This is a genomic window from Proteiniphilum propionicum (genome assembly GCF_022267555.1).
GTDB lineage: Bacteria > Bacteroidota > Bacteroidia > Bacteroidales > Dysgonomonadaceae > Proteiniphilum > Proteiniphilum propionicum.
The window spans coordinates 3446664-3472549 of the sequence record NZ_CP073586.1 but is presented as its reverse complement, the minus strand read 5'-3'; the positions used below and the strand labels follow the sequence as shown (position 1 = coordinate 3472549).

Sequence of the window (25886 nt, the reverse complement as noted above, 5' to 3'; positions counted from 1 at the left end):
TGATATAATAGATTTGTTATATGAAGATATATGAAACCTCGGTGAAAAATCCCGTGGGAACATCATTAATATTTATCGGAGTGGTTTTGATCGGGATATTGTTTTACAGACAGCTTCCCATCGACCTTTATCCCAATATCGACCTGAATATCGTATCGGTCATCACCTCTTATGCGGGTGCAGGAGCAGAGGATGTTGAGGCTAACGTAACCCGTCCCCTTGAAGATGTGCTTAACACAACCGAAAAATTGAAAGAGATCACATCACAATCGAGAGACGGAATGTCTATGATTATGCTTGAGTTCGATTTTGGCACCGACATGGATGCCGTGATGAATGATGTCAGGGATAAAGTGGATATAGTGTCGGGATTTCTTCCTGATGGAACGGAAGATCCGATGATCCTTAAGTTCAGCTCCGATATGATACCTGTTGTCATTCTCTCTGCAACGGCGCAAGAGAGTGCTGGTGCATTGTATAAAATACTCGATGAGCAGGTTGCAAATCCTCTCAACCGTATTACCGGAGTGGGTACGGTATCTGTGGCCGGAGCACCACAGAGAGAGATTCAGGTGAATGTGATACCCGATAAACTGGAGGCATACAATATCTCGCTTGAGCAGATAGCCCAGGTGATTGCTACCGAGAATGTGAATGTCCCGGCAGGCAATTTCGATATAGGTTCGCAGACTTATATGCTGCGTCTTGAGGGTGAGTTCAAAGAAAGCCGCGACCTGAACAATATTGTTGTGGGTAACAATCAGGGGCGTTCCATCTACCTGCGTGATGTGGCTACCGTGAAAGATACTGTTGAGACACGAGTGCAGGAGAATTACACGAACGGTCAACGAAGCGCCAGCATAGTTGTACAGAAACAGTCTGGTGCCAACACCGTAGCCATTGCCGATGCCGTAAGGACGCGACTGCCTGAACTGCAAGAAAACCTGCCTCCCGATATCAGGATAGAAACGGTAATGGACACATCGGAGTATATAAAGGTATCTATTGAAAGCTTGTTAGAAACAATTATTCTGGCACTGATAATTGTCGGGATCATTGTGCTATTATTTCTTGGCAGATGGCGTGCAACCGTAATTATCATGGTAACGATACCTATCTCTCTCATAGGATCGTTTATTTACCTCCGTCTTACTGGAAACACAATAAATATTATATCGCTATCGGCACTCTCCATCACTATAGGAATGGTGGTTGACGATGCTATTGTGGTGCTGGAGAATATCACCACACATATTGAACGTGGAAGTCGTCCAAGACAGGCTGCCGTTTACGGTACGGAAGAGGTGTCGCTTTCCGTTATTGCATCCACGCTGACCATTATCGCGGTGTTTCTTCCCATGACCATGGTTGGCGGTTTTGCCGGTGTTATGTTTAAACAGCTGGGATGGATGGTAACTATTATCATCTCGCTATCATTGATCATAGCCCTTACGTTGACGCCGATGATGAGTGCAAAGATGATGAGAGGCGAAAAGGATATGAAAGTCAACCGATTCGACAGGTGGTACAATAAGAATATCCTTCCACTTCTGAACAAGCTCGATCACGGTTATTCACGCTTGGTAAACAAGGTAGCAAGAAAGAGAAGACTTGCGTTATTTTTCGTGCTGATGATTTTTATTGTGAGCGTGGTAATTAGCGCTGTTACACTGAAGACAGAGTTTATGCCGGCATCGGACAATAACTCCATTGCCATAACCGTGGAGATGCCTACAGGGACTCGTATGGAAGTCGCACGAGAAACTGGACACCGCATCGCACAAGTGATGAAGGAGAAATATCCTGAAATTGAGATCATCTCTTTCAGTGTGGGTGCAGCTGATGAGGATAACGCATGGGCAGCGATGCAGGACAACGCTTCAAATATAATAACTTATAGAATGAGGCTGACAGAAGCAAAAAACAGAAAGAAAAATATTTATGATATATCTGATGAGATTCGTGCAGACCTTGCTGACATGCCTGAACTATATCGTTTTCAGGTAATGCCGGGAGGTGGCGATATGGGCATGACAGGTGGAAGCAATATAGCAGTAAATGTTTATGGCTACGACCTGGCTGCAACCGATAAGATAGCGGCAGGTTTGCGTTCTGAATTGGAAAAAGTGAAGGGGCTTAGAGATATCGTTGTATCCAGGAAAGATTACCGGATGGAGTACCAGATTCAGTTCGATCGTGAAAAGCTTGCTCTTAACGGGTTGAATATGACCACTGCAGCCAATGCGGTAAGAAACAGGATCAACGGGCTCACCATGTCACGCTACCGCGAAGAGGGAGAGGAGTATAATATTCGTGTCAGGTTCGAAGAACAATACAGGCAGTCGATTGAAGATATCGAAAATATTCTTATCTACAACCCTATGGGAGCAGGTGTTCGTGTACGTGACCTGGGAAAGGTTGTGGAGACTTCCACACTCCCTCAGATAGACCGGCAGGACAGGGAACGTATTGTGTCTGTTACCGGAACAATCTACGGGCGTGCTTTGAGTGAGGTGGTTGCAGATGTAAATAAAATATTGGCAGAAGTAGATCCGCCTACAGGTGTGCAGCTGGAGATGGGCGGCTCGTTAGAAGACCAGCAGGAGGCATTTTCTGAATTGACTTTGCTGCTGTTGATAGTTTCACTGTTGGTATATATCGTGCTTGCATCACAGTTTGAATCGCTTACTTATCCTTTTATGATTATTCTTACAGTCCCATTTGCCTTTACCGGATCTATCCTGATGCTTTCTATTACCCGCGAGCCGCTTGGTATAATGGGATTCGTGGGGTTGATCATGCTTGTGGGAATGGTGGTGAAGAATGCCATCGTGCTTATTGATTACATCAATCTGAACCGCGAAAGAGGTATGACTATTATCACTGCTGTGGTGCACGGAGGACGTTCGAGGCTTCGTCCCGTATTGATGACTACCCTTACAACAATACTGGGAATGATACCGTTAGCGGTAGGGACAGGACAGGGGTCAGAGATGTGGAAATCATTGGGTATCTCCATCATTGGGGGTATGACATTTTCTACAATTATTACCCTTGTTCTCATTCCGGCACTCTATTCCATCATGGCCGGTTACGGCGTGCGCAGAAAGCGTAAGAAACATCGCGATATTCTGACTGATAATGTTTAAGGGAAAGTAGTGTCAAATTGAAAGGAATAAATAATTTTAATTGTATGAAAGCTGTAATGATAATTTTAGACCAGGCGCACTATGAAAAGATTGTGAACGACCTGAGCTCATTGAATATTCGTGGGTTTACTTCATGGAAAGAGGTTTACGGAAAAGGAAGTAAAGATGGATACCCGCATTATGGATCACATGCTTGGCCTTCGGTGAATAATGCTATCCTTACCATTGTAGATGATGATAGAGTTCACCTGTTGTTGAATTATCTGAAAAAACAGGATGAAGAGTCCGCAAACCTGGGGTTGCGTGCCTTCGTATGGAACGTGGAAGATATGATATAGTTATAAGCCTAAAAATATATGGCACAGCGGAACACGGAGGCTGCAAAGTACTAATTGTAGCAAATAACTAATTGCAGCAAATAACCTGATAAGAACTGACTATCATCAACCGTTTGATTTTCTGTGAACCGAATCGGTTTATAAATGTTTTACAGTTTATATATAAGCCCCCCCCGTGGAGTTTTTTTTAGCTGCAAGTCGACCAATAAATTATTGACTGTCAGTATTATAAATGAAGTTTTAACGAAGCATTAATATAACTAATTAAACAATAATTGAAATGGGAATCATCAGAAGTATCCTCGATACGGATCTTTATAAATTTACTACCAGTTATGCATATTCAAAACTCTTTCCACGCGCTTATGGTGAATTTGAATTTGTGGACAGAAGCAACGGAGATTATCCACAGGGATTTGATCAGCTACTGCGAAAGGAGCTGGAGGAGATGTCAGCTCTGGTGTTGACAAATGACGAAGAAGTTTTTATTAGAAAGCAGATGCCATATCTGCCACCAATTTATATTGACTTCCTGAAAGGATTCCGTTTTGATCCGTCGGAAGTGGATATATGGATGGATGGCAACAAGCTGCATGTCAAAGCTAGCGGTTTACTTTATAGGGTTACTATGTGGGAAACGCCGGTTTTGGCTACAATCTCCGAACTCTTTTTCCGGGAGACAGGGCAGCACCCCGATCTGGAATATATGGAGGCGTCAGCAATAGAAAAAGCTTTGAAGATGAAAGAGCACGGTATCACATTTTCTCTCTTCGGGATGAGGCGAAGATTTAGCTTTGATGTAGAGGACAGAGTGACGGAGCTTCTGAAGATTCATGCCGGAAAGAGCTTGTATGGAACTAGTAATGTTTATATGGCGTTCAAACACAAACTGAACGTATCGGGCACCCACCCGCATGAGTGGGTGCAGTTCCACGGTTCTATCTACGGTTACAAGATGGCAAATTACATGTCTATGGAGGATTGGATCAACGTGTTTGATGGCGATCTGGGAACCGTACTTACCGATACTTATACTACCGGTGTGTTCTTGCGTAATTTCAGCAAGAAGCATGCGGCACTTTTTACCAGCTTGAGGCATGATAGCGGCGATCCGTTTATTTTTATCGATAAAGTTATCAAACGGTACGAAGAGCTTCGTGTAAATCCCAAAATGAAATACCTGGTCTTTTCAGATAGCCTTGACGTAGAGAAGGCTATCCGCATCAAGGACTATTGTGGCGACCGCATTGGTGCCACTTTTGGCATTGGTACCAATCTGACTAATGATGTGGGAAATGATATAAAAGGGATGAATATTGTAATGAAGCTTTTCAGATGCAAGATGATTGCCAGGGAGGAGTGGCAGGAGTGCGTTAAGCTGTCTGATGTGGAAGGAAAGCATACAGGAAGTGAACGTGAGATAACCCTGGTGAAGGAGACGCTGGGCCTTTAAGAAAATGCAATTAGTAATTCATATTAAGTAAAGTGAATGCCCATATAGTGTGTGAAAATGATGCCTCATTCCTGCCGGCATGGAGATGATTTATTAATAGTGGAATGAGTAACTGTATTCGCTGCTGTTTCCTGCTCTATCCGTTGCCCTGAATACCAATATCTGTTTCTCTCCTTTTATTAGCCGTGAATCGTCAAAAATGTAGGTATAGACCGGTGATTTTGAATCGTGTGTAAAAAGTACGTACTTCCCGTTTATCTCTCCCCTGAAATAAGCTATCCCGCTTTTATCGTCGCTGAGCCTTATGCGTATTTTTTTCTGGCTTACCCACCCGGCAGGTTCCAGTGGTGTGATAACAGGAGCTACCGTGTCAGAGCTTACTGCATACCTGTCACCCAGCTCCCTAATTGAAGCTTCCACTCCACCGCGTTTGTAACTGCCTCCTATCCAGCTTTCGTTACCGTTGTCGCTTATTTTTACTATACCGTACTGGTTGCGGTTTTGCAGCGTATCTGTATGCAGTTTAATCCAGATTGTTCCGCTTTTATGTAGTGGAACGGGATTATTATTTACATGGTGCACATCTGAATAGTAGGTAGGTTTTTTTGTGATGAAGTGGGAATAACAGAAATTATCATATAAATTCCCTGTAGGTATTGACAGTGAAAATCCCAAATCTAAAAACGAGTTATGCAGGTTCCATGCCATCCATTTTGAGCAGCCGGGTTCTTCAGGTATCTCCTGCCGTTGACCGTTTACAGTGAAAGAGTATGAAAGCATATTTCCATAAAGGTCTTCCAGCTCGTATCTGAACCGATAGGCTCTCTCCTCGTCAATATCTATATATCCTCTGTTTGCTGATTCATAAAACGGAAGCCTGTTGCCGGGCTCAATAAATGAATTCATAAAAAATGAACGACGGTTCTTCCAATCCTCAAAGTCGATGAAGGAGTTCAGCATGCGTGTGTCATTAAAAGAATAACGTCCTATGGTGCTGCTGAATATCTGTTTGTCGTCTACGAACAGACGAATATATTTCACGCCATATATATTTGACTGGCCATTCATCCGGTCATATGCCTTTACACCTGTACCTATACGTCCCCATGCATTCACAGTTTTTCCCGGACTTGACGGATTGCCAGCTTTGTCCTTACCAATATTCATTCTCAGAGTATTACCGCTTCCGTTGACAATTCCCTTGCCTGCAACCGGATATATGGCAATTCCCCTCAGGTCGGGCTTTTGTGTGTCGGGTACCTGCCCTATGTATTCCAGTACATCCAGCGGCTCCTGTGTGTGGGTATCCCGGATTTCGAGATGGAGATGTGGCCCTCCCGAACTCCCAGTATTACCGCTCAATGCGATCTGCTCACCCCGCTTTACAGGCATCATTCCCTTCTCAGGGTGAAGGTTTACTTGAAAGCTCTCCTGTTCATATTGCTTAATAATAACCCAGTCGGCAATTTTTTTTGAAAAGCTTTTCAAATGGGCATAAACGCTGGTATGGCCTGTTGCCGGATGATCAACATAGAGTGCCAATCCATAGCCTCCAGGTGAAACACTTATGCGGGATATATATCCATCTTCGACTGCTAAAACTGGTTTCCCCGTCACACCTTGTGTTTTGAAATCCACTCCGGAATGAAAATGATTGCCTCTTAGTTCGCCGAAGTTGCCACTCAGCGCAGGGGGTATATTTAATGGATTTATGTATTGCTGTGAAAAGGATAGAAGTGAAGTAGCAAAAAAAAAGAGATATGATAATAAAAAGCAAAATTGTTTCATCTTACGTTGTTTTGTTCGAAAAAGAGATGAACACCGTATCAATAATATCTTTTGCAACCTCTTTTTTTGATTTTAAATCGAACGATCTTTTTCCTCCGTCACGGGAAAGTATCGTTACCTTGTTTGTGTCATGCCCAAATCCGGCACCTTTGTCCTGCAGTGAATTGAGCACGATGAAATCAAGGTTTTTCTTCTCTAGCTTTTTAATGGCATTAGCCTCCTCATCGTTGGTCTCCAATGCAAAACCGATGATCAGCTGGTGTGTCTTTTTCATTTCTCCCAACGATGCGGCAATATCGGGATTGGCTGTCAGGGTGAGGGTAATACTCTCCAGCTCATTCCGTTTTATCTTTTCATCCTGTTTCTGTTCAGGACGGTAATCGGCCACAGCAGCAGAGAGAATGGCAGCATCCATTTGAGGGAAATGCTTCATGGTGGCATCATACATATCTTTTGCCGATTCAACGTCTATTCTCCGTATACCATGATGAGAAACTAATTGTGCTGTTGGACCGGTTATCAGCAAGACCTCAGCACCGCGTAAAGCACACTCTTCAGCCAGTGCAAAACCCATCTTCCCTGATGAGAAATTACCGATAAAACGAACCGGGTCGATGCGCTCATAGGTGGGGCCTGCAGTAATCAGAACCTTTTTTTTGTGAAGATTGTTCCGTAATGCGAAAAACTGTTCCAGAATAGCTACAATATTTTCAGGCTCTTCCATCCGCCCTTTGCCTTCGAGATGACTGGCCAGCTCTCCCTCGGCAGGCTCAATAATCCGCACCCCGTCACTCTTCAGTATTTCCAGATTACGCTGGGTTGTTATGTGCCTGTACATATCGAGATCCATAGCCGGTGCAACAAATACAGGAGCTCTCATGGATAGGTAGGTGGTGATAAGCATATTGTCGGCAATGCCGTTTGCCATCTTGCCGATGGTGGATGCCGTGGCTGGAGCAACGACCATCAGATCGGCCCACAAACCCAGATCCACATGGCTATGCCAGGTGCCGTCACCCGTGGCAAAAAACTCACTTATTACCGGTTTGCCTGACAGGGCAGACAGTGTTACCGGTGTAATGAATTCTTTTCCGGAAGGAGTGATAACGATCTGCACTTCTGCGCCCTTTTTTATCAATAACCGGGTGATAATTGCCGATTTGTAGGCCGCGATGCTGCCTGTAATTCCCAAAACAATATGTTTTCCCCTCAGCGACATAACTGTTGATTTAACCGTTGCAAATATAGCCGAATTTTCTGAACCCCGCCAATGAAACGATAGAAACTGTTCAACTTTCACAGCTGCTGCCAACAAAATATCGTTAAATTAGAAAATTCAGTTTAACTCATTCAACGATCTCAATATTTCCGCAATGTTAAATAACGCTAAATATATAAATATATATGGTACTTTGTATTGCATAATACTTTGCTTTGAGTAATTTTGTATCGAAAGACTATTGTTTATGGTTTTTAATAGTTCCAATAGAGTAAATTACACATTAGGTAATTAATACAGAGTTTATAAAGCGCAAAATAACAGTATCCATATAAAAACAGTTGAATAGAATATTGTATAAGAAAATTGTAAAAGTGAAAATAAAAAGAATATGAATATTGAAAATACGCAGAGTCAAATGCGAAAGGGGGTACTGGAATACTGTATTCTTTCCATTATAAAGAGAGGAGAGGCTTATCCGGGTGATATCATTGATGAGATGAAAAGTGCCGGGTTGCAACTTCTGGAGGGGACACTCTATCCTTTGCTTAATCGACTGAAGAATGCTGAGATACTTACATACAGATGGGTTGAAAGCACTTCGGGCCCGCCACGTAAATACTTTCAGCTTACCGGAAAAGGGGAAATATTCTATACACTTTTACAAACCACCTGGAATGAACTTGCCGGCGGGGTAGAATGCTTAACGCGAAAGACTGACGAAATGTATAATAATCAACCGGATCAAAATCCATCAGAATAACATCAATATATGAAGAAGGTAATCAACATTAATTTTCAAGGACAGGTAATTGCCATTGAAGAGACTGCTTACGAAATATTGAAACAGTATATCGACAGTCTCAAAGAGTACTTTTCACGAGAGGAGGGTGGTGATGAGATTGTTAACGATATTGAATGCCGTATCGCTGAACTTTTCGGTAACCGTTTAAAGCACGGTATCAACTGCATCACTGATGAAGATGTGGAAGTTATCATCAGCAGTATCGGCAGACCTAAGGATTTCGATTCAGATTATTATGAATCTTCTCAGAGAGAACGTGGTGCCGGAGAATCTTCATCAACAACAGGTGTATGTTCCGATAACGGAGCAAACTTATCCGAACAGGTAACATCAGGTGAATCCCGCTCACTCAACAGAAATGCTAATGATCAGATTATTGGTGGTGTCTGCAGTGGCCTGGCGCATTATTTCAAGACTGACCCTGCATGGATTCGAATTCTCTTCGTATTGTTTTTCGGTGTTCTTTTTTGGGTTTATATCGTTTTGTGGATCGTGCTAAAATCTAAACCCCTCGAATCTAATGTTACCAAACGTCTTTATCGAAATCCCAACGATCGATATTTAAGTGGTGTTTGCGGAGGTATAGGTGCATACTTCAAAATAGAGTCATGGATACCACGTCTTCTTTTCTTGCTGCCCATTATGTTGAATGTGGTTGGAATGGTATCAATTTTTCCTTTGAGCACCTTTTTTCATAATATAGGCTTCAACTGGAATATTAATCTGGGAGTTGTACTTTTGTACGTGGTGTTGTGGATAATTATTCCCGAAGCAAAGACCGTGAAGCAGAAACTTGAGATGATGGGAGAGGACGACTATATCCAATCCATAAGAGATAAAGTGACTGATAATGTGGCGAGTGCAAAAAGCCGTACAGATACGGGCCGCTATGATGCAAATACTGGATTTGCTTCTTCGGGTTTAAAAATAGATAATGACCAAAAACCCTCTTCGGAGAATATGCCACCCGAACCTCCCCGTCCTAATTCAAGGACCGCACAATATCCACAACCGGATAGATCGGGATGTCTGAACGTTTTGGTTATATTTCTGAAAATCATCTTTTTCTCTTTCGTGGGGATCTTCGCGCTCATGCTGGTGGTACTATTTTTCGGACTACTTTTTGCCGGATCGCAATTTATGCCGTTGAAATCACTCTTTATTGATCCCGGGTACGAGACTAATCTGCTTTTCACATCAATAGCTATGATAACTCTTGTGCCCCTCATTTCTGTAATAATTTGGGTTATTCGTCGAGTGATGAAAGTAAAATCACGGCCTATAATAGGTGTTGTTGCAACTGTCCTGTGGTTTGCCGGTCTTGCGATAATGGGCGTACTTGCTACAAGTGTTGCAAAAAAATTCAACGTTGAAAGTTCCCGCGAAGAGATAGTAGCACTATCGCCGGTTAATTCAGGTAAGCTCTATGTTGAAATGGAGACCTACAGAGAGGATTTTTCCGAGTTTAAATTAGGATACGGTTTTGGATTAGGTTCAGAGATCGATGAGCTACCATATACCACAGTTAACGAAGATTCACTACTTTTCAGAAAAATCAATCTGCAGATAGGGAAAAGTTCAGATTCACTATTTCACATAAGGACGATTGCAGCTTCAAGAGGCAGAAATCTTCGCAGTGCAAAAGCCGATATTGAGCAGTTTACCTATAACATTGTCCAGAAAGACTCCGTACTGTTCCTGCCTGAATTTCTGGCAGTACCGGTAAATCAGGGCTTCAGGGATCAGAGTATAACCATTGAAATATTTGTCCCGGCAGGAAAAAAAGTTGAAGTTAGCGATGCACTGAGGGAGTACAAAAATAATCAAACACCCTCAGTTGTAAGGAAAAGAGTCAGAACCTTTTCCCGTACATATTTTCCCGTTGAAGCCGAAACCTCGGGACAAGAATTTGAGAACATAGAAAAAAGAGATACGGTTTAGTAGTAATTTTTATTTTACATAACTTTTCATTGTCGTTCTTTAGGGCTGCCCCATATGGCGGCCCTTTTTAGTGTGTAATTATCAAAATAATGTTTATTTTTGCACAATAAACATTTTCTATATGTTATATTAGCTAAGGCTGAACTTACACGGAACCAATCCGCAGTAAGAAAATAATTAAAATGCTATAAATCTGGTAACGTAAAGGAACAATATATAATAATATATACTATGAACAGAAGAAATTTCATTAGGAATGTTTCCGCCATTTCAACACTTACCGTATTAAAACCGGAGATAGTTTTTGCATCAGGTAATAATTCTGCTGTGAGGGTAGGGCTTGTGGGGTGCGGTTCACGTGCAACGGGAATCCTTAATAGTATGTCTGAAAGCTCAAATATTCAGATTACCGCATTGGCTGATCTTTTTGAAGATAAGCTCGTAAAGGGGATCGACTTTGCCAATGTACTTAACAAAAAAAGAGGCTATGCTCCTGTTCCGAAGAATAGAACCTATACAGGATCTGAAGCATATCTTAGATTATTGGAAAACCAAGATGTTGATGCTGTAATTATTGCATCTCCAGGCTATTCACATCCTCAAATTCTGGAAGATACGGTTGCTGCGGGGAAGCATGTTTATTGTGAAAAACCTATGGCTGTAGATGCCGACGGATGCAGGCAGGTACTCAGAACAGGGAAGAACATTAATGGAAAAGTATCGGCGTTCGACGGTTTCCAGATTCGTTATGCTACTCCTTATGCAGAAATGGCAAAAAGAATTAAAAGAGGTGATATTGGTGACCTTGTCACGGTACAGCTCTATTATTTTTCATCGGGTGCTGTAATTATTCCCCACGAAGGAATGTCGTACGACGAAACACGTATTCGTAATCATTACCATTTCCATGAAATTTCAGGCGGATGTTATCTCGATCAGGCCATTCATATGATCGATACATGCAATTGGATTTTGGGTGCCAATCCTTTATATGCCATAGGTGAAGGAAGCAGGAAAGGAGGTCCAGACTTTGGTAATGCATGGACAAACTATCAGGTAATTTATAAGTATCCGAATGATGTGAATGTTTCGGTACATTCCAGTAAATTCGGGAAAGTTTTCGGTGATGTTTGTGCCAGGTTTATTGGGACAAAAGGTATTGCTGAAGCACATTACAGCGGGGGAGTGTTTATTATGGGCGAGAATAAATGGGATTCTGGAGTTGTACGTTCTTCGTCGGAGCTTACGCCTGAATCTATTGCAAAAGGCGCCAGCTCGTCGTCATTAGACGATGCTGATATCAATAAAGGCAAGGCTTTTATTGATAGTATAACAGGAGGAGTATATATGAATCAGCTTGAATCTGGATGTAATTCTACCTTAAGTGCTATCTTGGGAAGAGAGGCGGCTTCCAGGCAGGAGAAGGTCACATGGGACGAACTGATATACACACCGCATCGGATTGACCCGAAATTGAATTTAAAACAGTTCGACATAAAATAAAATTCAAAAAATATTGGGTTCAATTTAAAAAATCTTGTATCTTTGCATCCGCAATTCAGAAAAAGCTGTACGGCCAGCCTTTCCCTGAGTAGGGGAAGTATGGCCGTTGAGCTACGGAAACAAAAACATTGGTGTTTTTATTTTTCTGATGCGTTATCAGGCGGAGGCCTTTTAATATATTGGTAAGTTATGAGCCCGGATGGCGGAATTGGCAGACGCGCTAGTTTCAGGGACTAGTGTTGGCAACAACGTGCAGGTTCGACCCCTGTTCCGGGCACTGCAATGCGCAGGTGGTGAAATTGGTATACACGCTACTTTGAGGGGGTAGTGCCGGTTACGGCGTGTGAGTTCGACTCTCATCCTGCGCACTTTGTTGATTCTCAGTCACATGTTGTTCTTATATTTTTTTCGTACCATTTGGAATAGTTCTCTCACCTTACTTTTGAATTTTTCATTGTTTTGTTATTCTCTTTACACTTCCGCCAAGACCTTATCTGCAATATATTTTTCATGATCTAATGAGTATTTTTTGTTGCCTTCATGTTTTCTGTACACATGATTCTTTCGACCGTTACTTTTTTATCTTGCGAAGTCTTTCTATCTCAATTCGGAGTTTCCTGTTTTCTTCCAGCATCTCCAGGTATTTGTTTTTATATTTTACGGAGTTTTCTTCCAAGGTGTCGGTTGTTTGTTCGACAGCGGCTGGCTGAACCGGAGTGCTTGTCATCTTCCCCTTTCCCGTGATAAGCCAATCAAGGTTCAGGTCGGGGAAAGCTTCCACGATATTGGACAGTTTGTCCGCACCAATCGAAGTTTTTACCTTACTGATATATCCCCGCGAAAAACCAACCCGCTCTTCAAATTTAGTTTGTCCCAGTCCTTTTGATTTTATGAATAATTTTAACCTGTCTATGAATTCCATATTTTGTATTGTTCCTCAGGTAATTATCGATTTTTTGTTATTTAGAAACAGTATAAATTACACCATAAATTCGCTTTTTACTTGCCATCACTGAATATATACAGTATATTTGCATTGTTAATTAATGTTTAATGCGTTGCAACAAAATTAGACATTTCACAAAGATATGAATAATCAGGCAAATACCATAAAACCGGTTACTAAAATATCGATACCCGATACACTATTAAGTTTAAAGGTAGGTGAAACTGTGATGATATCTGCGAGAACGATTAATTCCAGTTCTGTCAGGGCTGCCGCATCCCGTTTAAAGAAAATAAAGAAAGCACAGTTTATTGTAACCGAACAAGGTTTGATAAATGAAATTAAAGTAACCAGATTAAAATAATGAATATGAGTAAGTTCAATGTTTTTATTGTCTTTTTCGTTCTTTGTTCATGGTTGTTGTGCGAAAACGCAAAAGGAGCAAGAAAAGAAGCGGTCACTCTACATTCCAGTGAAGTAAATGTGGAGCAACAAAAGAGGGTATATGGAATAGTAACTGACCAGAAAGGTGAAACTTTACCTTACGTCACTGTAGTTATTAAAGGAACCAATATCGGTACGACTACTGATGAAAATGGTATTTATGAAATTAATGTAGACGGAGATGTAACACTGATTTTTAGTTACATGGGGTTTAGAGATTATGAAGTAACAACAGCTGGAAAGACAAAGATCGATGTCATCCTGTTAGAGAATACTGTAAGGCTGGAAGAGGTTGTTGTAACCGGATATAATACGGTGGAAAGAAGGCATTTAGCGTCTTCTATTGAGTCTGTAAATATGGAAAGAGTTGTGAGTCGTCCTATAGTTAAACTGGAGGAAGCTTTTGCCGGAACTATTCCCGGCGTGACTATGCTACAGGGCAGTAATCTCCCCGGATCTGTTCCAGGAAGTATCTCTATTCGAGGAGTCAGTACTCTTCAAAATGCTGCTCCTTTAGTGATTGTAGATGGTATGGAGCAGCCTCTTACCGACGTGGATCCGAATCAGATTAAGAGTATTAATATTCTAAAGGATGCTGCTGCTGCCTCTATGTATGGATCAAGAGGCGCAAACGGAGTTATTATCATTGAGACTAACAGAGGAACGACGGGGCAGTTCAGGGTGAATGTGAATTCATGGTTTGCTATTCAAAACCCTCTCAATCTGCCGAAGTTTGTAAACTCGGCCGATTTTATGAAACTCAGAAATGAAGCACATACGTTACAAGGTCAGCCTCTGCTTTATACGGATTTGGATATCAGTCAGGCAGAAGAGGGCGTTACCCCTAATACCGATTGGGTGAAAGAGATTATGGAAAGGCAAGCCACGGCTTACAATACAACGGCCAGTATTTCCGGAGGGGGAGGTGTAGGAACATTTAACCTCATGCTTGGTTATATTGAAGAGAACGGGATGAATAAGATTGAAGGTTCTGATAAGTTTAGTGCCCGTTTTAATACAAATATCAATATTGCGGACCGGTTTATTCTTTTGGCCGACTTTTATGCGCATCGATTGAAAGTAGACAGGCTTAGAAGGAACAATGACGGGCATGGATTGTATCAGATTGCCTGGAGAATGAATCCTACTCAGGGGGTGTTTTATAAAGACACGGATATCCCTAACCATTATATTCTTCACAATGATATGAACCCTGTGGCCTTTATTGATAAGGGAGGAACCTGGAACTATATGTATGATAAGAGTACGATCAATCTGCGCCCGCGTTATTATATTACGGATGATCTCAATTTTGAGGGAAACGTATCGTATATGATTGATAAATCAGCAAGCAAATGGAGACGTTTAACACATAAGTTTTTCGATGGAGACGGCAAGCCGGTGACAACATGGGGTAATGATATTGGTGCTGAACAGAACGTGAGTCAGAGCCAGTTGACCGGAAGGGCCCTGTTGAATTTCGAAAAAGAATTGAGGGGAGGTAAGGATAAACTTTATGCCGTGGGGGGGACAGAAGTAATGTCCTATATATTCACAGATTATCGGGAAATAACTAAAGCATCCTTTTTCTCCAAGCTAAACTACTCTTTTGATGACAGATATTTGCTGGAAGCAACTGTCAGAACCGATGGAAGCAGCAAGTTCGCTCCCGGCCGTCAGTGGGGTTTTTTCCCTTCAGCCTCTTTTGGGTGGAATGCTCATAATGAAGCTTTTATGAGGCCATTGAAAGAATCGGGGGCTATCTCTAATCTTAAAATAAGGGCTTCCTGGGGAAGAATCGGAAATGAGAATGTAGATCCCTATTTGTGGCAGGAAGTAGTGAATACCTGGGGATGGACTATGCGAGTGCCGAATCTGGATTTTACCTGGGAAAAGCAGAATCAAGGGAACCTTGGGTTGGATTTGGGGGTGTTGAATAACCGCTTGACAGTCACTGCCGATATTTATAAAAAGCATTCATTTGACCTGATATACTCCGACTTTCCGGTTCCGCCGTTAACAGGATCGTATTATCTGACATCCTCAGTAAATATTGGGGAGGTTGAAAACAAGGGATGGGAGATCTCGGCAAAATGGACAGACCAGCTTGATGAGTTCTCGTACAGTATAGGCGGGATGTTGTTCGACAACAGGAATCAGGTTCTTAAGGCCGGGTATAACACCACGGATACATTGATATTCAAAGGAACGAACGACCGGATTTGGTATCGGGGTATCCCCATTAATAACTATTACGGTTACCGAACCGACGGTTATTTCCAAAATCAGGAAGAGGTTGACGCAACAGCAGCAAAATTTCCCAATACGCTCCCTGGAGATATTAAGTACGTAGACCAGAACGGAGATGGTATATTAAATGATGAAGATAGGGCCTACTTAGGTGATACCGCACCTCACTACAACTATTCTGTTACGTTAGATATGCGTTACAAAAATTGGGATTTCAGTTTGCTTGGTCAAGGTGTAGGAAAGAGAGTGGGCAGACTGGGAGGTCAGGAAGGTTATCCGGTGTTTGTGGATGGAGGGAGCAATAATCTAGGTGCTCCCCGTCAATACTATGCCGATAACCGTTGGACGCCAGAGACGCCGAATAGCCGTTTCCCCCGTGTCTGGACAGGCTCAAGCACGAATACATATTTAAGTGATGTGTGGCTGAGCGACGCTTCTTTCTTCCGCATTAAATCGCTTCAGTTGGGTTATACTATACCTAAGGTGAGGAACAATATAAGAAATCTTCGTGTATATTTCAATGCTCAGGATTTTCTCACCTTTACCAATTGGGAGGGACTTGAGCCGGAGCGTGACGGTGGTAATGGGGCATACCCTAGGATGGCTACTTACAGCGTTGGTTTTCAGGTGACATTATTCTAACATTAAAACTATGCAATGATGAAAAAAATTCTATACTCAATATTAATATTGTTCACGGCAAGTGCTTGTAATGACTTTCTGGATAAAAAAGATCCTACTGCCACATCATTCGTCGAGTTCTTCAATGACGAGGAAGACTTACGAAGGGTTGTGTATAGCAGTTATCTGGATGTTTTTACACATCCAACTTCAAGAGGAATTATTTTCTATATGGATGAAGCAAAGTCGGATAATGCATACAGTAGGCTTGAAGGAGACAGGCATCAGAATATTGCCAACGGAAATTTCAACAGCAATACTTATGATTTTCTCTATTATTATGAGCTTTATATGAAACATCTGGGACGATTGAACACGTTTATTGCTAATACAGATGTGCCGTATGTGGAAGATGAGAGTGTGCGTGATAAATACCAAGGCATACTCGAAGCGTTGCGGGTGTGGCACTATTTCAGGCTGACCATGCGATGGGGGAATGTTCCCTTTGTCCTGGAACCGGCTGATCTGGAGACTGCACGTCAACCGGCCACACCCAAAGAAGAGATTCTAAAAACTTTGTTCCCTTTGGCCGACGAGATAGCAGCTAAATTGCCGTCCGATGAATATACTTCCGATAAATATATGTTCAACAGATACTCATTTAAAGCGCTTACTATGCGTTATGCTCTCTATAACGGCAGGTATGAGTTGGCTGCAAAACTGGCAAAAGAGATTATGGACAGTAAGAAATATTCCCTCCATCCGGTATATGGTGATCTTTTTAATTACCAGGCTGCAAAAGCGAATAATGAATTTATCATATGGTTTGATATGGCCAGTCACGGCAACAGCGCCACACAGTCGTTCCAGCATTTAGGGCCTCATTATAGGACAGGACCCGGACAATCATACTGTGTGCCTACGAAAGCATTGGTCGATGCTTACTGGACCGCACAGGGAAGGCCCATTGATGAATGTCCGTTGCATACTAAAGAGGAGTATGAACTAAACCCATCTCTAAACAGAGATCCCCGTTACAGTGCGTCAATTATGGGTCATGGAGATAATTTTTATGGTGAGGAAATAGATATTTACAATGAAAACTCTCCAATGTTCTATCAAAAATTGAGGTCCAGCAGAACGGGTTTCTGGTTCAAAAAGTTTGTGGATGAAACGGATGCTTTCAAAAGCGGTGGTAATATGGATTTCCCATTACTGCGTTATGCCGAGGTATTACTGACCTACGCCGAAGCAAAGATCATGCTGAACCAGATCGATGATCTGGCAAAGAAATGTATCAATGAAGTAAGAAGAAGAGCTGGTCTGGATATGAATTTTGCCGATGTTACTCTTCCTGCGTATGCTTCGTATACTCAACAACAGTGGGTTGAGTTGATCCGGAATGAACGAAGGTTGGAACTTGCTGCAGAAGGTCAACGTTATGATGATATTATCCGTTGGAAGATTGCAGAGAATGTTTTAAACAAGCCGGCAGAAGGACATACGAAGATCGTTGAGGGACGTAAGGAAACATTAAAGGTGGAGGACCGGTCCTTTAAACCCCACAACTACCTATGGCCGTTCCATGAGAACAGCCTGAAAGTGGAACCGGGACTTGTCCAAAACCCCGGATACTAAGATATGAATAAAAAAGAATAAGATGGGATATCCCATCTTATTCTTTTTTATAATAGCTTATTATTGAAATAAAGTTATTCAATAAAAATCCTGTTAAATCAAATAATAAAATTAATTTTTCTATTGAATAATAAACTATTTTTGTCATATAAATATCTGGGGTTTATTCAGAATTCGATGAATAAATTTTTTTTATAAATGAGTTATATAAAGAATCTGCATTTATTCACTAAATAAACAAAAATCTTATGAACAAAAACACAACAAGGAGGAAATTTATCAAAAATATAGTATTGGGGACCTCCGCTCTTTACACATCGTCTCTATTTCCATCCCCTGATACTTTTATCAGTTCAATAAATAGGTCGGTATCACCCAACTCTTTTATCAATATTGCTCTGATAGGAAAGGGTGGTATGGGAACCTCTGATACGAGGACTGCTTTATCTGTCGGCGGCGTGAAATTGGTTGCTGTTTGTGATTTATACGATCAACGTTTGGAAGAGGCTAAGAGACAATGGGGTAATGATCTGTTTATTACAAAGGATTACCGTGAGATATTGGCTTTGAAACATTTGGATGCAGTGATCATTGCCACACCGGATCACTGGCACCAGCCGATTGCAATTGAGGCTATGAATGCCGGTAAACATGTGTATTGTGAAAAACCGGTCATCCATAAATTGGGTGAGGGGAAAAAACTGGTAGCAGCTCAGCAGAAAAATAAAACATATTTTCAGATAGGAAGTCAGGGAATGGCTTCTGTGGGCAATAAGACAGCTAAAATTCTGATTAAGAAAGGCATTGTTGGTAAAGTGAATCTTATCGACGGTCAGTTTACCGGTGGTCCCCGTGTACTTAATTCATTTAATGCTCCAGAAAGTGCCAACCCACAAACAATTTGGTGGGAAAGATTCCTTGGAAATGCACCCAAAAGGTCTTTCGATGCCCAGCGATTTTTTGCATGGCGCAACTGGAAAGACTATGGTACAACAATTGCGGGAGATTTGTTTGTACATGTTATCTCAAGTGTTCATTACATCATGGATGCGTTAGGGCCCGAAAAAATATATACTACCGGAGGTATTCATCACTATACCGATGGATCACGTGATACACCGGATATAATGCTCGGTTATTTCGATTATCCCGACAGGAACAACATGGGAGCATTCACGCTTTCATTGGGAGCTAATTATGTGGATGGTATTTCCAATAAATGGGGGAGTACCAACTTCCGTATAAATGGTTCACTTGGCTCACTTGAGGTAGGCTGGAATGAGGTGAGACTCAAAACTACCTACGATATTGATGAAAAAAAAGCAGACATTCGGGAAGAGGTTGGAGGATATCTCCAAAAAGTTCAGAAAATATCGTCGCGAGAGTACTTATATCAGGCAGAAGAGGAATACAGAGGAGGACATTACCACCACTTCCTGAACTTCTTTGACGGGATAAAAAATAATCAACAGCTGACCGCTGATGTACTTTTCGGTGTACGATCCAGCGCACCAGCTCTGTTAAGTTACGAGAGTTGTCAGCGCAATCAGGCCCTTTACTGGAATGCAGGGGAACTAACATTAAAAAAACAATCTTGAACCCACCTGACAAAAACAGTTGTTTATGAAACTGCTTTTTGTATATCAGCCTGTTAAGTATACAAACCGCTGATTCCAGATAATTTTAAAGGGAACTTATTCTTAAATATAATAAAAGGAACAAAATTTAATAAAACTAAATCATAGTATGAAACAATATTTATTGATAGCTTTGCTTGTGATTACTACAGGCTGTTCGTCCATAAATTTGAGAGGAAACAGAGATCGTTTCAGTTTGTCTGCAGAAGAGAAGAAAGCCGGATATGAAATACTTTTCGATGGAAAAGATATGTTACGCTGGACAAGTAATACCGATGAATATAAACTTGAGGATGGATGTATAGTAATGCAACCAGCTGATGGGCATGGTAATTTATACACTAAAAAAGAATATGATAACTTTATTCTACGATTTGAATTTTTACTCACTCCGGAAGCTAACAGCGGGCTTGGCCTGAGACATAAGATGATAACTACTAAAAGCGGCTATGACGGTATGGAATTGCAGATTCTTGACAATTCGGCTCCAATATATGCAAACTTAAAACCGTATCAGTATCATGGCTCTCTCTACGGATGGGTTCCGGCCAAAAGGGGATACTTGAAACCTGCTGGAGAATGGAATTACCAGGAAGTAATTGCAGAAGGAAGTAAAATAAAAATTATATTAAACGGGACTACCATTCTGGATACTGATATTCAGGAGGCCGTCAAGGATGTGCCAGAGAATAAAATACCTAAATCTTTGTTGTATAAGAAAGGACATATTGCATTTCTGGGGCACAACTCCGTGGTTAAATTCAGAAATATCAGGATCAAAGAACTTGACTAAAGAGCTGTTTATAGATTTTCAAAAAATTATCGGCTATTGCTGCCTTCTACTGTTATTTCCTTTGTGAAACGAATCAGCTTCCCGTTGTTGTTTACACCCTCGGCTGTCAGCAGATATACTGCCGGATAATCGGCAGTATAAAAATTGATAACAGCTTCGCCCTTTTCAGAGAACAGTACATTTGGCTTCCAATAGATTGTGGTACGGAGATCTGGTAACGATGATTCTATTTGCTCCGGTGTTTCGTATTTGGGAGAGTAGAATTCGGCTGCCTGCTGATAACCAAGAGGAACAATCTCATCAATGCTAGGAGGCCTGTGTGTATCGGTTTTGTAGTTGCCTGACTTAGTGGTGATAACTATTGCGCCACTTGTGTTAGGGTAATAACCGGGCATTGTGGTATTATCTCTCAATACAAATATGCTTTCGATAGAATTGACTTCAATGTTGTCAAGATAACTGGAGAAATCTTCATAATTAACATTGTCGATAACAAAAAGCACAGGTAAGTCTGAACGTGTAGTGGTCACTTCATCCCCTCTGATTATAATTCCAGGTTGATGGTATAGCAACGACCGCAAATCTGATACTACCATCTTCTCAATGTCTTTGGCTGTTTTTAACCCTACTGCACTGATGGGAGAATAAAAAGTTGATTCCTTATACTTTTCCAGACTTTGTGCCGTAATAGTCACTTCATCCAGCAAAATTGTCCGGATGCCATTTTTCTGTGTATAGTCTTCATCAGCTATTTTTAGATAGGAGTCTTGCGTGGAGGAGAACTGGTTTATAGCTTCCGATCTATTGGTAATTCCGGCACCCTGAAGAGGAGGAAATACTTCCTGATCGATGTTGATAACATTTAGTTTTCCACCTTTTTTACTTCTCGATTGAACAAGGATTGTGGTTCCCTCCGGATATTCAACGTTGAAAGTAAACCGCCCTTTCTCGTCAGCCTGTGTGGTAATAGTGCTGACCAAAGTGTCGAGCTTGGCAAGCAGGCTGATTTGCCCTTCCTTTAGCGATCTAAAAAGTCCAGAGGCCTTGCCGGTTACTCTTTGTGACAGTTCGGGAGTAAATGCATCTGGCGTTCGTATTTTTCCCTGTAAAACTCCAGGAATATCGTATCTGTTCCACCCTTGTGTCAGCATCAGGGCATCGAGAGCATATTTGTTGACTTTTCCGTCTGCAAAATAAGAAACGGGTGATTCTATATGTCCTTTTAATTCCGACGACAAGAGCATTGTACTTATAAGGTTTATCGTGCTGTCGCGTACAACGTTCTCTTTATCTGTTACTGAAACGGCAATATTTCCGGTAGAGGGAGTAAGATCCGGGTCGTTCATCTTCAGTCTAATAGAAATGTGTTCTCTTCGTTTGTAGGTGGATTCGGGAGTAGTGGCCTGCATGAGGGCAAACTCATTTTCATTCAGGTTAAAAAGAAGACGTTCGCTCAGCACCTCCTGTCTTGAGTTCAGCAACAGGATATGTATTATTCCTGATGGTAGTTCTCCGGCAGCAATATTATACATTTCAACCTCAGGATTCCACATTCTGTGAAGCAAAACTTGCCCTTTGTAGTGTATTAGCAGTGATAGAGAGTCCTGCTGTGATTCAATGCCTTTAAGGCAAGAAATTTTGATCCAGTCACCTGCAGTACGTGCCGAAATAATGCTTGCTTCCGTTTTAGAAGAAGGCAGGTCGAAACGTTTTGCAGTCCCTGATTGATTATGGCAGATAACATAATACGACTCATTCCCGGATGGTACAAAATGGAATAAGCCCATTCCCTGATGTATACTTTCGAATGAGAGGATCTCATTACTCGACGAATCATATAATGTTCCTGAAACGGGTGTGCTCAATCCATCCGCATTCAGTGCTTTGAAAGCGACCTGTGAAGAAACCCCGGGAATAAGATATCCACCTTCGGGGAAAAACATCACATCATATTCGGCGGGATCGGAAGGAATAGTATAGTACCGGTTGTATTTACGGCCCTTGTGAATTAGGCTCAGAAGCATGGTTCTGTTCTTTTCCTTTTCCGATAACCTTGCATCAAGGCGATAAAATCCGTTCTCCTTTGGCCGAAGAGTTTTCAAGGCTCCGTACCCGATTTTGCAGGTAACAACCTCAGGTTGTATGGTATCGCTGTTTTGACGGTCAATGAAATGAAGAGAGATGCGAATGTCGTTTTTCTCGACATCAAATGTCAACAGAGGTTCTATTTGCAATGAAAACGGATCGAGTACCTGTATAAATTTTCTGAAGAAAAAGTCCTCGTCCATGTTCCGCATAAATTGAGTGTAGGCTCGCAGTGTGTAAGCTCCCTGTACAAGATCATCTTCCAGGTCGATATATCCGGAATAAGCTCCGGTACTGTCGGGACGTATCTTTACTCGCTTTACCAGATCGTCAAGAGGATTGATCAATTCAACATAAATATAACGGCTAATAAAAACAGGACGATGAGTGAGCGCATCCACCATATGTGCACGGAACCAGATACGTTCACCAGAGAGGTATCCCGATTTGTCAGTCTGCACATACAGTTTCTCCTGTGGAAAAGCAATCAATTGTTGGCGGAGAAGTAATTCGACAGAATCTGACACTATTGCCGGCTCTTGTGCACTGATAGAATGTACAAGCATTATAAGAATTAAAAAAAGGCCGGTTTTCTTCATATCATGGTAATATTTAAAATGTAATTGACCATAGATGTATTTAAAATAATTGCCAAATTTAATGAAACATTTTATAATGACAGTAAGAAATTACCTTTCGGTACTTTATTTATTATAGAAAAAATATTAATTACATAACCCGGATTTGACCGGTTGATGTGGTATTTGTTTCAACTAAGGTATTAATGCTATTTTAGTTTACCTACCCGGTCCCTTATTCTTAATGAACATTTCAAGGATTTCCTTTTGTTTATCATACAGAAAGTTGTATTTGTTCAAATCATTCAGAGTCACCCATTCGTATCTCAGTGATTCAGCGGACAGAACAATTTCAGGAAAATTTTCCAGACGTAGAATGTAAAAATAAACTTTACCTATTGAGGATTCAAAGTCAGTGAAAAAAATAAAATCATCTTCTTTTACTGAAATCTTAGTCTCTTCGTATAACTCCCTTACCGCACATTCTATTGCTGTTTCTCCTTCTTTAAAGTGCCCCGCAGGAGTGTTCCATAGTTCACCCTGTCCGTCATAATTACTGCGTTGTATTAAAAGGATTTTATTATTTACAACAACGATAACACTCGATGAGAAAATTTTATTCTCCATATCATTCATTTCATTTGTTCACTAATGTTGGTTGTTTCCTTTCTGCCTTTCAGGCAACTTCTGTGAACGACATCATTCAAACAAGTTCGGATTATGCTTATTCAGCTTGACTAAAAAGTTAAAACTGGCTTCATGGTACCCGAGGGTAGTCAGGGAACCACAAGTACCTGCATTACTAAAACATTGAAGCAAGCTTCATGTTTCCAATATTGATTATTTTTTGACTTAATGCAAATTATCACTAAAGTCACGCTTTCGCTTGCCGCAGCAAAGGTATAATTGACCCGATTTCATAATATGGCTATCCAAAACCTGTAATACAAAAATACAAAAATATTTTTCTATCTTAGCAGAAAAATATTTTTGCTGTAAACAGGTATAAAAACAGGTGTGTATATTATTTTTGTCGCATTGTAAAGTTATTTCACCCATATTTGACCATAAATTAAATTTTAAATGAAAATTCTTACATCGGAGCAAATTCGTAAAATTGATGCAGAAACAATTTCAAGGGAAGGGATACCCTCTCTCGAATTGATGAAGAGGGCAGCTACTGCTTTCTGTGACTGGTTTACTGGCAGATACGCGAAAAACATCTCTTTGCTTATTTTTGCGGGGGTGGGTAATAATGGTGGCGATGCGCTTGCAGCAGCCCGCCTGTTACATAAGTCTGGCTATAATGTTACAGTGTCTGTTGTGGAATACAGCGAGAAATATACAGAAGATTGTGAGCACAATCTTCGCCGTGTAAGAGCGGAAAACATAACCTGCAAAAAGGTTATCTCTGAAAAAGATATTCCCGATATAAAGAGGTATGATGTTGTGATTGACGGGATCTTTGGAACCGGACTCTCCAGAGAAGTGGATGGTATAGCTGCAAAGGTGATTCAGCATATTAATGATAGTGACAAGCCTGTTATCAGCATTGATGTGCCAAGCGGGATGTTTCTTGACAGAAAAACGTTGTACGCTATACAGGCTAAAAATACCATTACGTTTCAGATACCTAAGCTTGCACTTTATCTTCCCGAAAATCAAAATTATGCAGGTGATGTGTCAATAGTCGGCATTGGATTGAATGAACAAGCCATTGAAGAAGCAGAGAGTAATATTTTTTATACTGAAAAAAAACAGATCCGGCCTTTGTTAAAACCGCTTTCCAGATTTGCTCATAAGGGGACCGAAGGGCATGTACTTATTATAGGAGGAAGCCTTGGTAAGTGCGGGTCGGCCTGTCTTGCCTCAAAGGCGGCTATGAAGGCGGGATGCGGACTGGTTACCGCTTATATGCCAAAATGTGGGGTAGTAGTAGTGCAGTCAAATTTTCCCGAAGCGATGGTGATTGAGGATAGAGGAGAAAAGCATATCTCTTATATAAATTATGAAATGAAACCGGATGCAATTGGTATAGGTATTGGAATGGGGCAACATGATGATACACAGCATGCATTCTTCGAATTTTTGCAAAAGAATAATACGCCGCTGGTTATAGACGCAGATGGCTTGAACATATTGTCCAGGCATAAGGATTGGCTCACTCTCATTCCCCCAAAAACTATTCTGACACCTCATCCGAAAGAGCTTTCAAGGCTTATAGGTGAATGGAGCGACGACTATGACAAAATACTGAAAACAAAACAGTTTGCTGAGAAATATGGTCTTATTGTGATAATAAAAGGGGCTTATTCGCTGATTATTGATCAGGAAAATATCTATGTGAATAGCACCGGAACCCCGGCATTGGCGACAGCCGGAAGCGGAGATGTACTGACGGGAATTATTACGAGCTTGCTTGCACAGGGTTATGAACCGTTAGATGCAACCAGGGTGGGGGTGTATCTTCACGGAATGACGGCTGATCTGACGCAGCATAAAATTCATCCCCGGGCTTTTATTGCTTCTGACATCATCGATAATATAGGCAACGCATACAGCATTTTGGAAAAAAATATGTGATTCATTTGTAATTTATGAATTAATTATGTATTTTTGCACCTCATTTTGCCAATAGGCTTGGAAAGAAGGCGCATATAGCGACTCGCCTCAGGCGTATAACGTCAAGTTATTCTTA

Annotated in this window: 17 protein-coding genes and 2 tRNA genes; 14 read left to right on the top strand and 5 right to left on the bottom strand. The window is 41.3% G+C overall.

The genetic code is table 11. From position 1 onward, the window contains the following. The first annotated feature begins 20 nt into the window (after positions 1-20). The 3 genes from KDN43_RS14365 (at position 21) to pncB (ending at position 4940) form a co-directional block, all read left to right on the top strand. Positions 21-3149, top strand: coding sequence for an efflux RND transporter permease subunit (locus KDN43_RS14365; protein WP_238867207.1), 3129 nt, complete (start codon positions 21-23; stop codon positions 3147-3149). A gap of 44 nt (positions 3150-3193) precedes the next feature. After that, entirely contained in the window at positions 3194-3487 is a 294-nt protein-coding gene (locus tag KDN43_RS14360) for a PG0541 family transporter-associated protein (RefSeq protein WP_238867206.1), read from the top strand. Between the two features lie 280 nt (positions 3488-3767). Further along, positions 3768-4940, top strand: coding sequence for a nicotinate phosphoribosyltransferase (pncB, locus tag KDN43_RS14355; RefSeq protein ID WP_238867205.1), 1173 nt, complete (start codon positions 3768-3770; stop codon positions 4938-4940). A gap of 93 nt (positions 4941-5033) precedes the next feature. Here pncB and KDN43_RS14350 read toward each other — a convergent pair whose 3' ends face one another. Continuing rightward, a complete protein-coding gene (locus KDN43_RS14350) occupies positions 5034-6728 on the bottom strand; it encodes a M23 family metallopeptidase (protein ID WP_238867204.1) in 1695 nt (564 codons plus the stop codon). Position 6729: 1 nt separating this feature from the next. Next, positions 6730-7947, bottom strand: a complete 1218-nt coding sequence (coaBC, locus tag KDN43_RS14345) for a bifunctional phosphopantothenoylcysteine decarboxylase/phosphopantothenate--cysteine ligase CoaBC (protein ID WP_238867202.1) — start codon at positions 7945-7947, stop codon at positions 6730-6732. Positions 7948-8338: 391 nt separating this feature from the next. On the opposite strand from coaBC, the gene KDN43_RS14340 reads away from it, so the two are divergent. The 5 genes from KDN43_RS14340 to KDN43_RS14320 all read left to right on the top strand — a co-directional run bounded on the left by KDN43_RS14340 (position 8339) and on the right by KDN43_RS14320 (position 12564). Further along, the gene (locus tag KDN43_RS14340; protein WP_238867200.1) at positions 8339-8710 is read left to right on the top strand and encodes a PadR family transcriptional regulator; all 372 of its coding nucleotides are present in this window, start codon (positions 8339-8341) and stop codon (positions 8708-8710) included. Between the two features lie 9 nt (positions 8711-8719). Beyond that, positions 8720-10693: a PspC domain-containing protein gene (locus KDN43_RS14335; protein ID WP_238867198.1), complete on the top strand. Its 1974-nt coding sequence runs from the start codon at positions 8720-8722 to the stop codon at positions 10691-10693. A 231-nt stretch (positions 10694-10924) separates the two neighbouring features. Next, positions 10925-12196, top strand: coding sequence for a Gfo/Idh/MocA family protein (locus KDN43_RS14330; RefSeq protein ID WP_238867196.1), 1272 nt, complete (start codon positions 10925-10927; stop codon positions 12194-12196). A gap of 193 nt (positions 12197-12389) precedes the next feature. After that, positions 12390-12473, top strand: a tRNA-Leu gene (locus KDN43_RS14325). A gap of 7 nt (positions 12474-12480) precedes the next feature. Then, positions 12481-12564 (top strand) — tRNA-Leu (locus KDN43_RS14320). 203 nt (positions 12565-12767) lie between these two features. Here the strand turns inward: KDN43_RS14320 and KDN43_RS14315 are convergent. Further along, on the bottom strand, positions 12768-13118 hold the full coding sequence (locus KDN43_RS14315; protein ID WP_238867194.1) for a helix-turn-helix domain-containing protein: 351 nt from the start codon (positions 13116-13118) through the stop codon (positions 12768-12770). A gap of 166 nt (positions 13119-13284) precedes the next feature. Between KDN43_RS14315 and KDN43_RS14310 the strand changes: the two genes are divergently transcribed. From KDN43_RS14310 to KDN43_RS14290, 5 genes are all read left to right on the top strand, one after another. Next, positions 13285-13506, top strand: a complete 222-nt coding sequence (locus tag KDN43_RS14310; protein ID WP_238867192.1) for a hypothetical protein — start codon at positions 13285-13287, stop codon at positions 13504-13506. Positions 13507-13511: 5 nt separating this feature from the next. Continuing rightward, on the top strand, positions 13512-16478 hold the full coding sequence (locus tag KDN43_RS14305; protein WP_238867188.1) for a SusC/RagA family TonB-linked outer membrane protein: 2967 nt from the start codon (positions 13512-13514) through the stop codon (positions 16476-16478). A gap of 15 nt (positions 16479-16493) precedes the next feature. After that, positions 16494-18095, top strand: a complete 1602-nt coding sequence (locus KDN43_RS14300) for a RagB/SusD family nutrient uptake outer membrane protein (RefSeq protein ID WP_238867186.1) — start codon at positions 16494-16496, stop codon at positions 18093-18095. A 248-nt stretch (positions 18096-18343) separates the two neighbouring features. Further along, on the top strand, positions 18344-19693 hold the full coding sequence (locus KDN43_RS14295) for a Gfo/Idh/MocA family protein (protein ID WP_238867185.1): 1350 nt from the start codon (positions 18344-18346) through the stop codon (positions 19691-19693). A 148-nt stretch (positions 19694-19841) separates the two neighbouring features. Then, complete coding sequence (locus KDN43_RS14290) at positions 19842-20525, top strand: 3-keto-disaccharide hydrolase (protein WP_238867184.1); 684 nt, start codon at positions 19842-19844, stop codon at positions 20523-20525. A gap of 26 nt (positions 20526-20551) precedes the next feature. On the opposite strand, the gene KDN43_RS14285 is transcribed toward KDN43_RS14290, so the two are convergent. Next, entirely contained in the window at positions 20552-23209 is a 2658-nt protein-coding gene (locus KDN43_RS14285) for a Plug domain-containing protein (RefSeq protein ID WP_238867183.1), read from the bottom strand. Between the two features lie 198 nt (positions 23210-23407). Beyond that, complete coding sequence (locus KDN43_RS14280; protein ID WP_238867181.1) at positions 23408-23815, bottom strand: NUDIX hydrolase; 408 nt, start codon at positions 23813-23815, stop codon at positions 23408-23410. 456 nt (positions 23816-24271) lie between these two features. Here KDN43_RS14280 and KDN43_RS14275 point away from each other — a divergent pair, with 456 nt between their 5' ends. Next, entirely contained in the window at positions 24272-25771 is a 1500-nt protein-coding gene (locus KDN43_RS14275; protein ID WP_238867179.1) for an NAD(P)H-hydrate dehydratase, read from the top strand. The last annotated feature ends 115 nt before the right edge of the window (positions 25772-25886 follow it).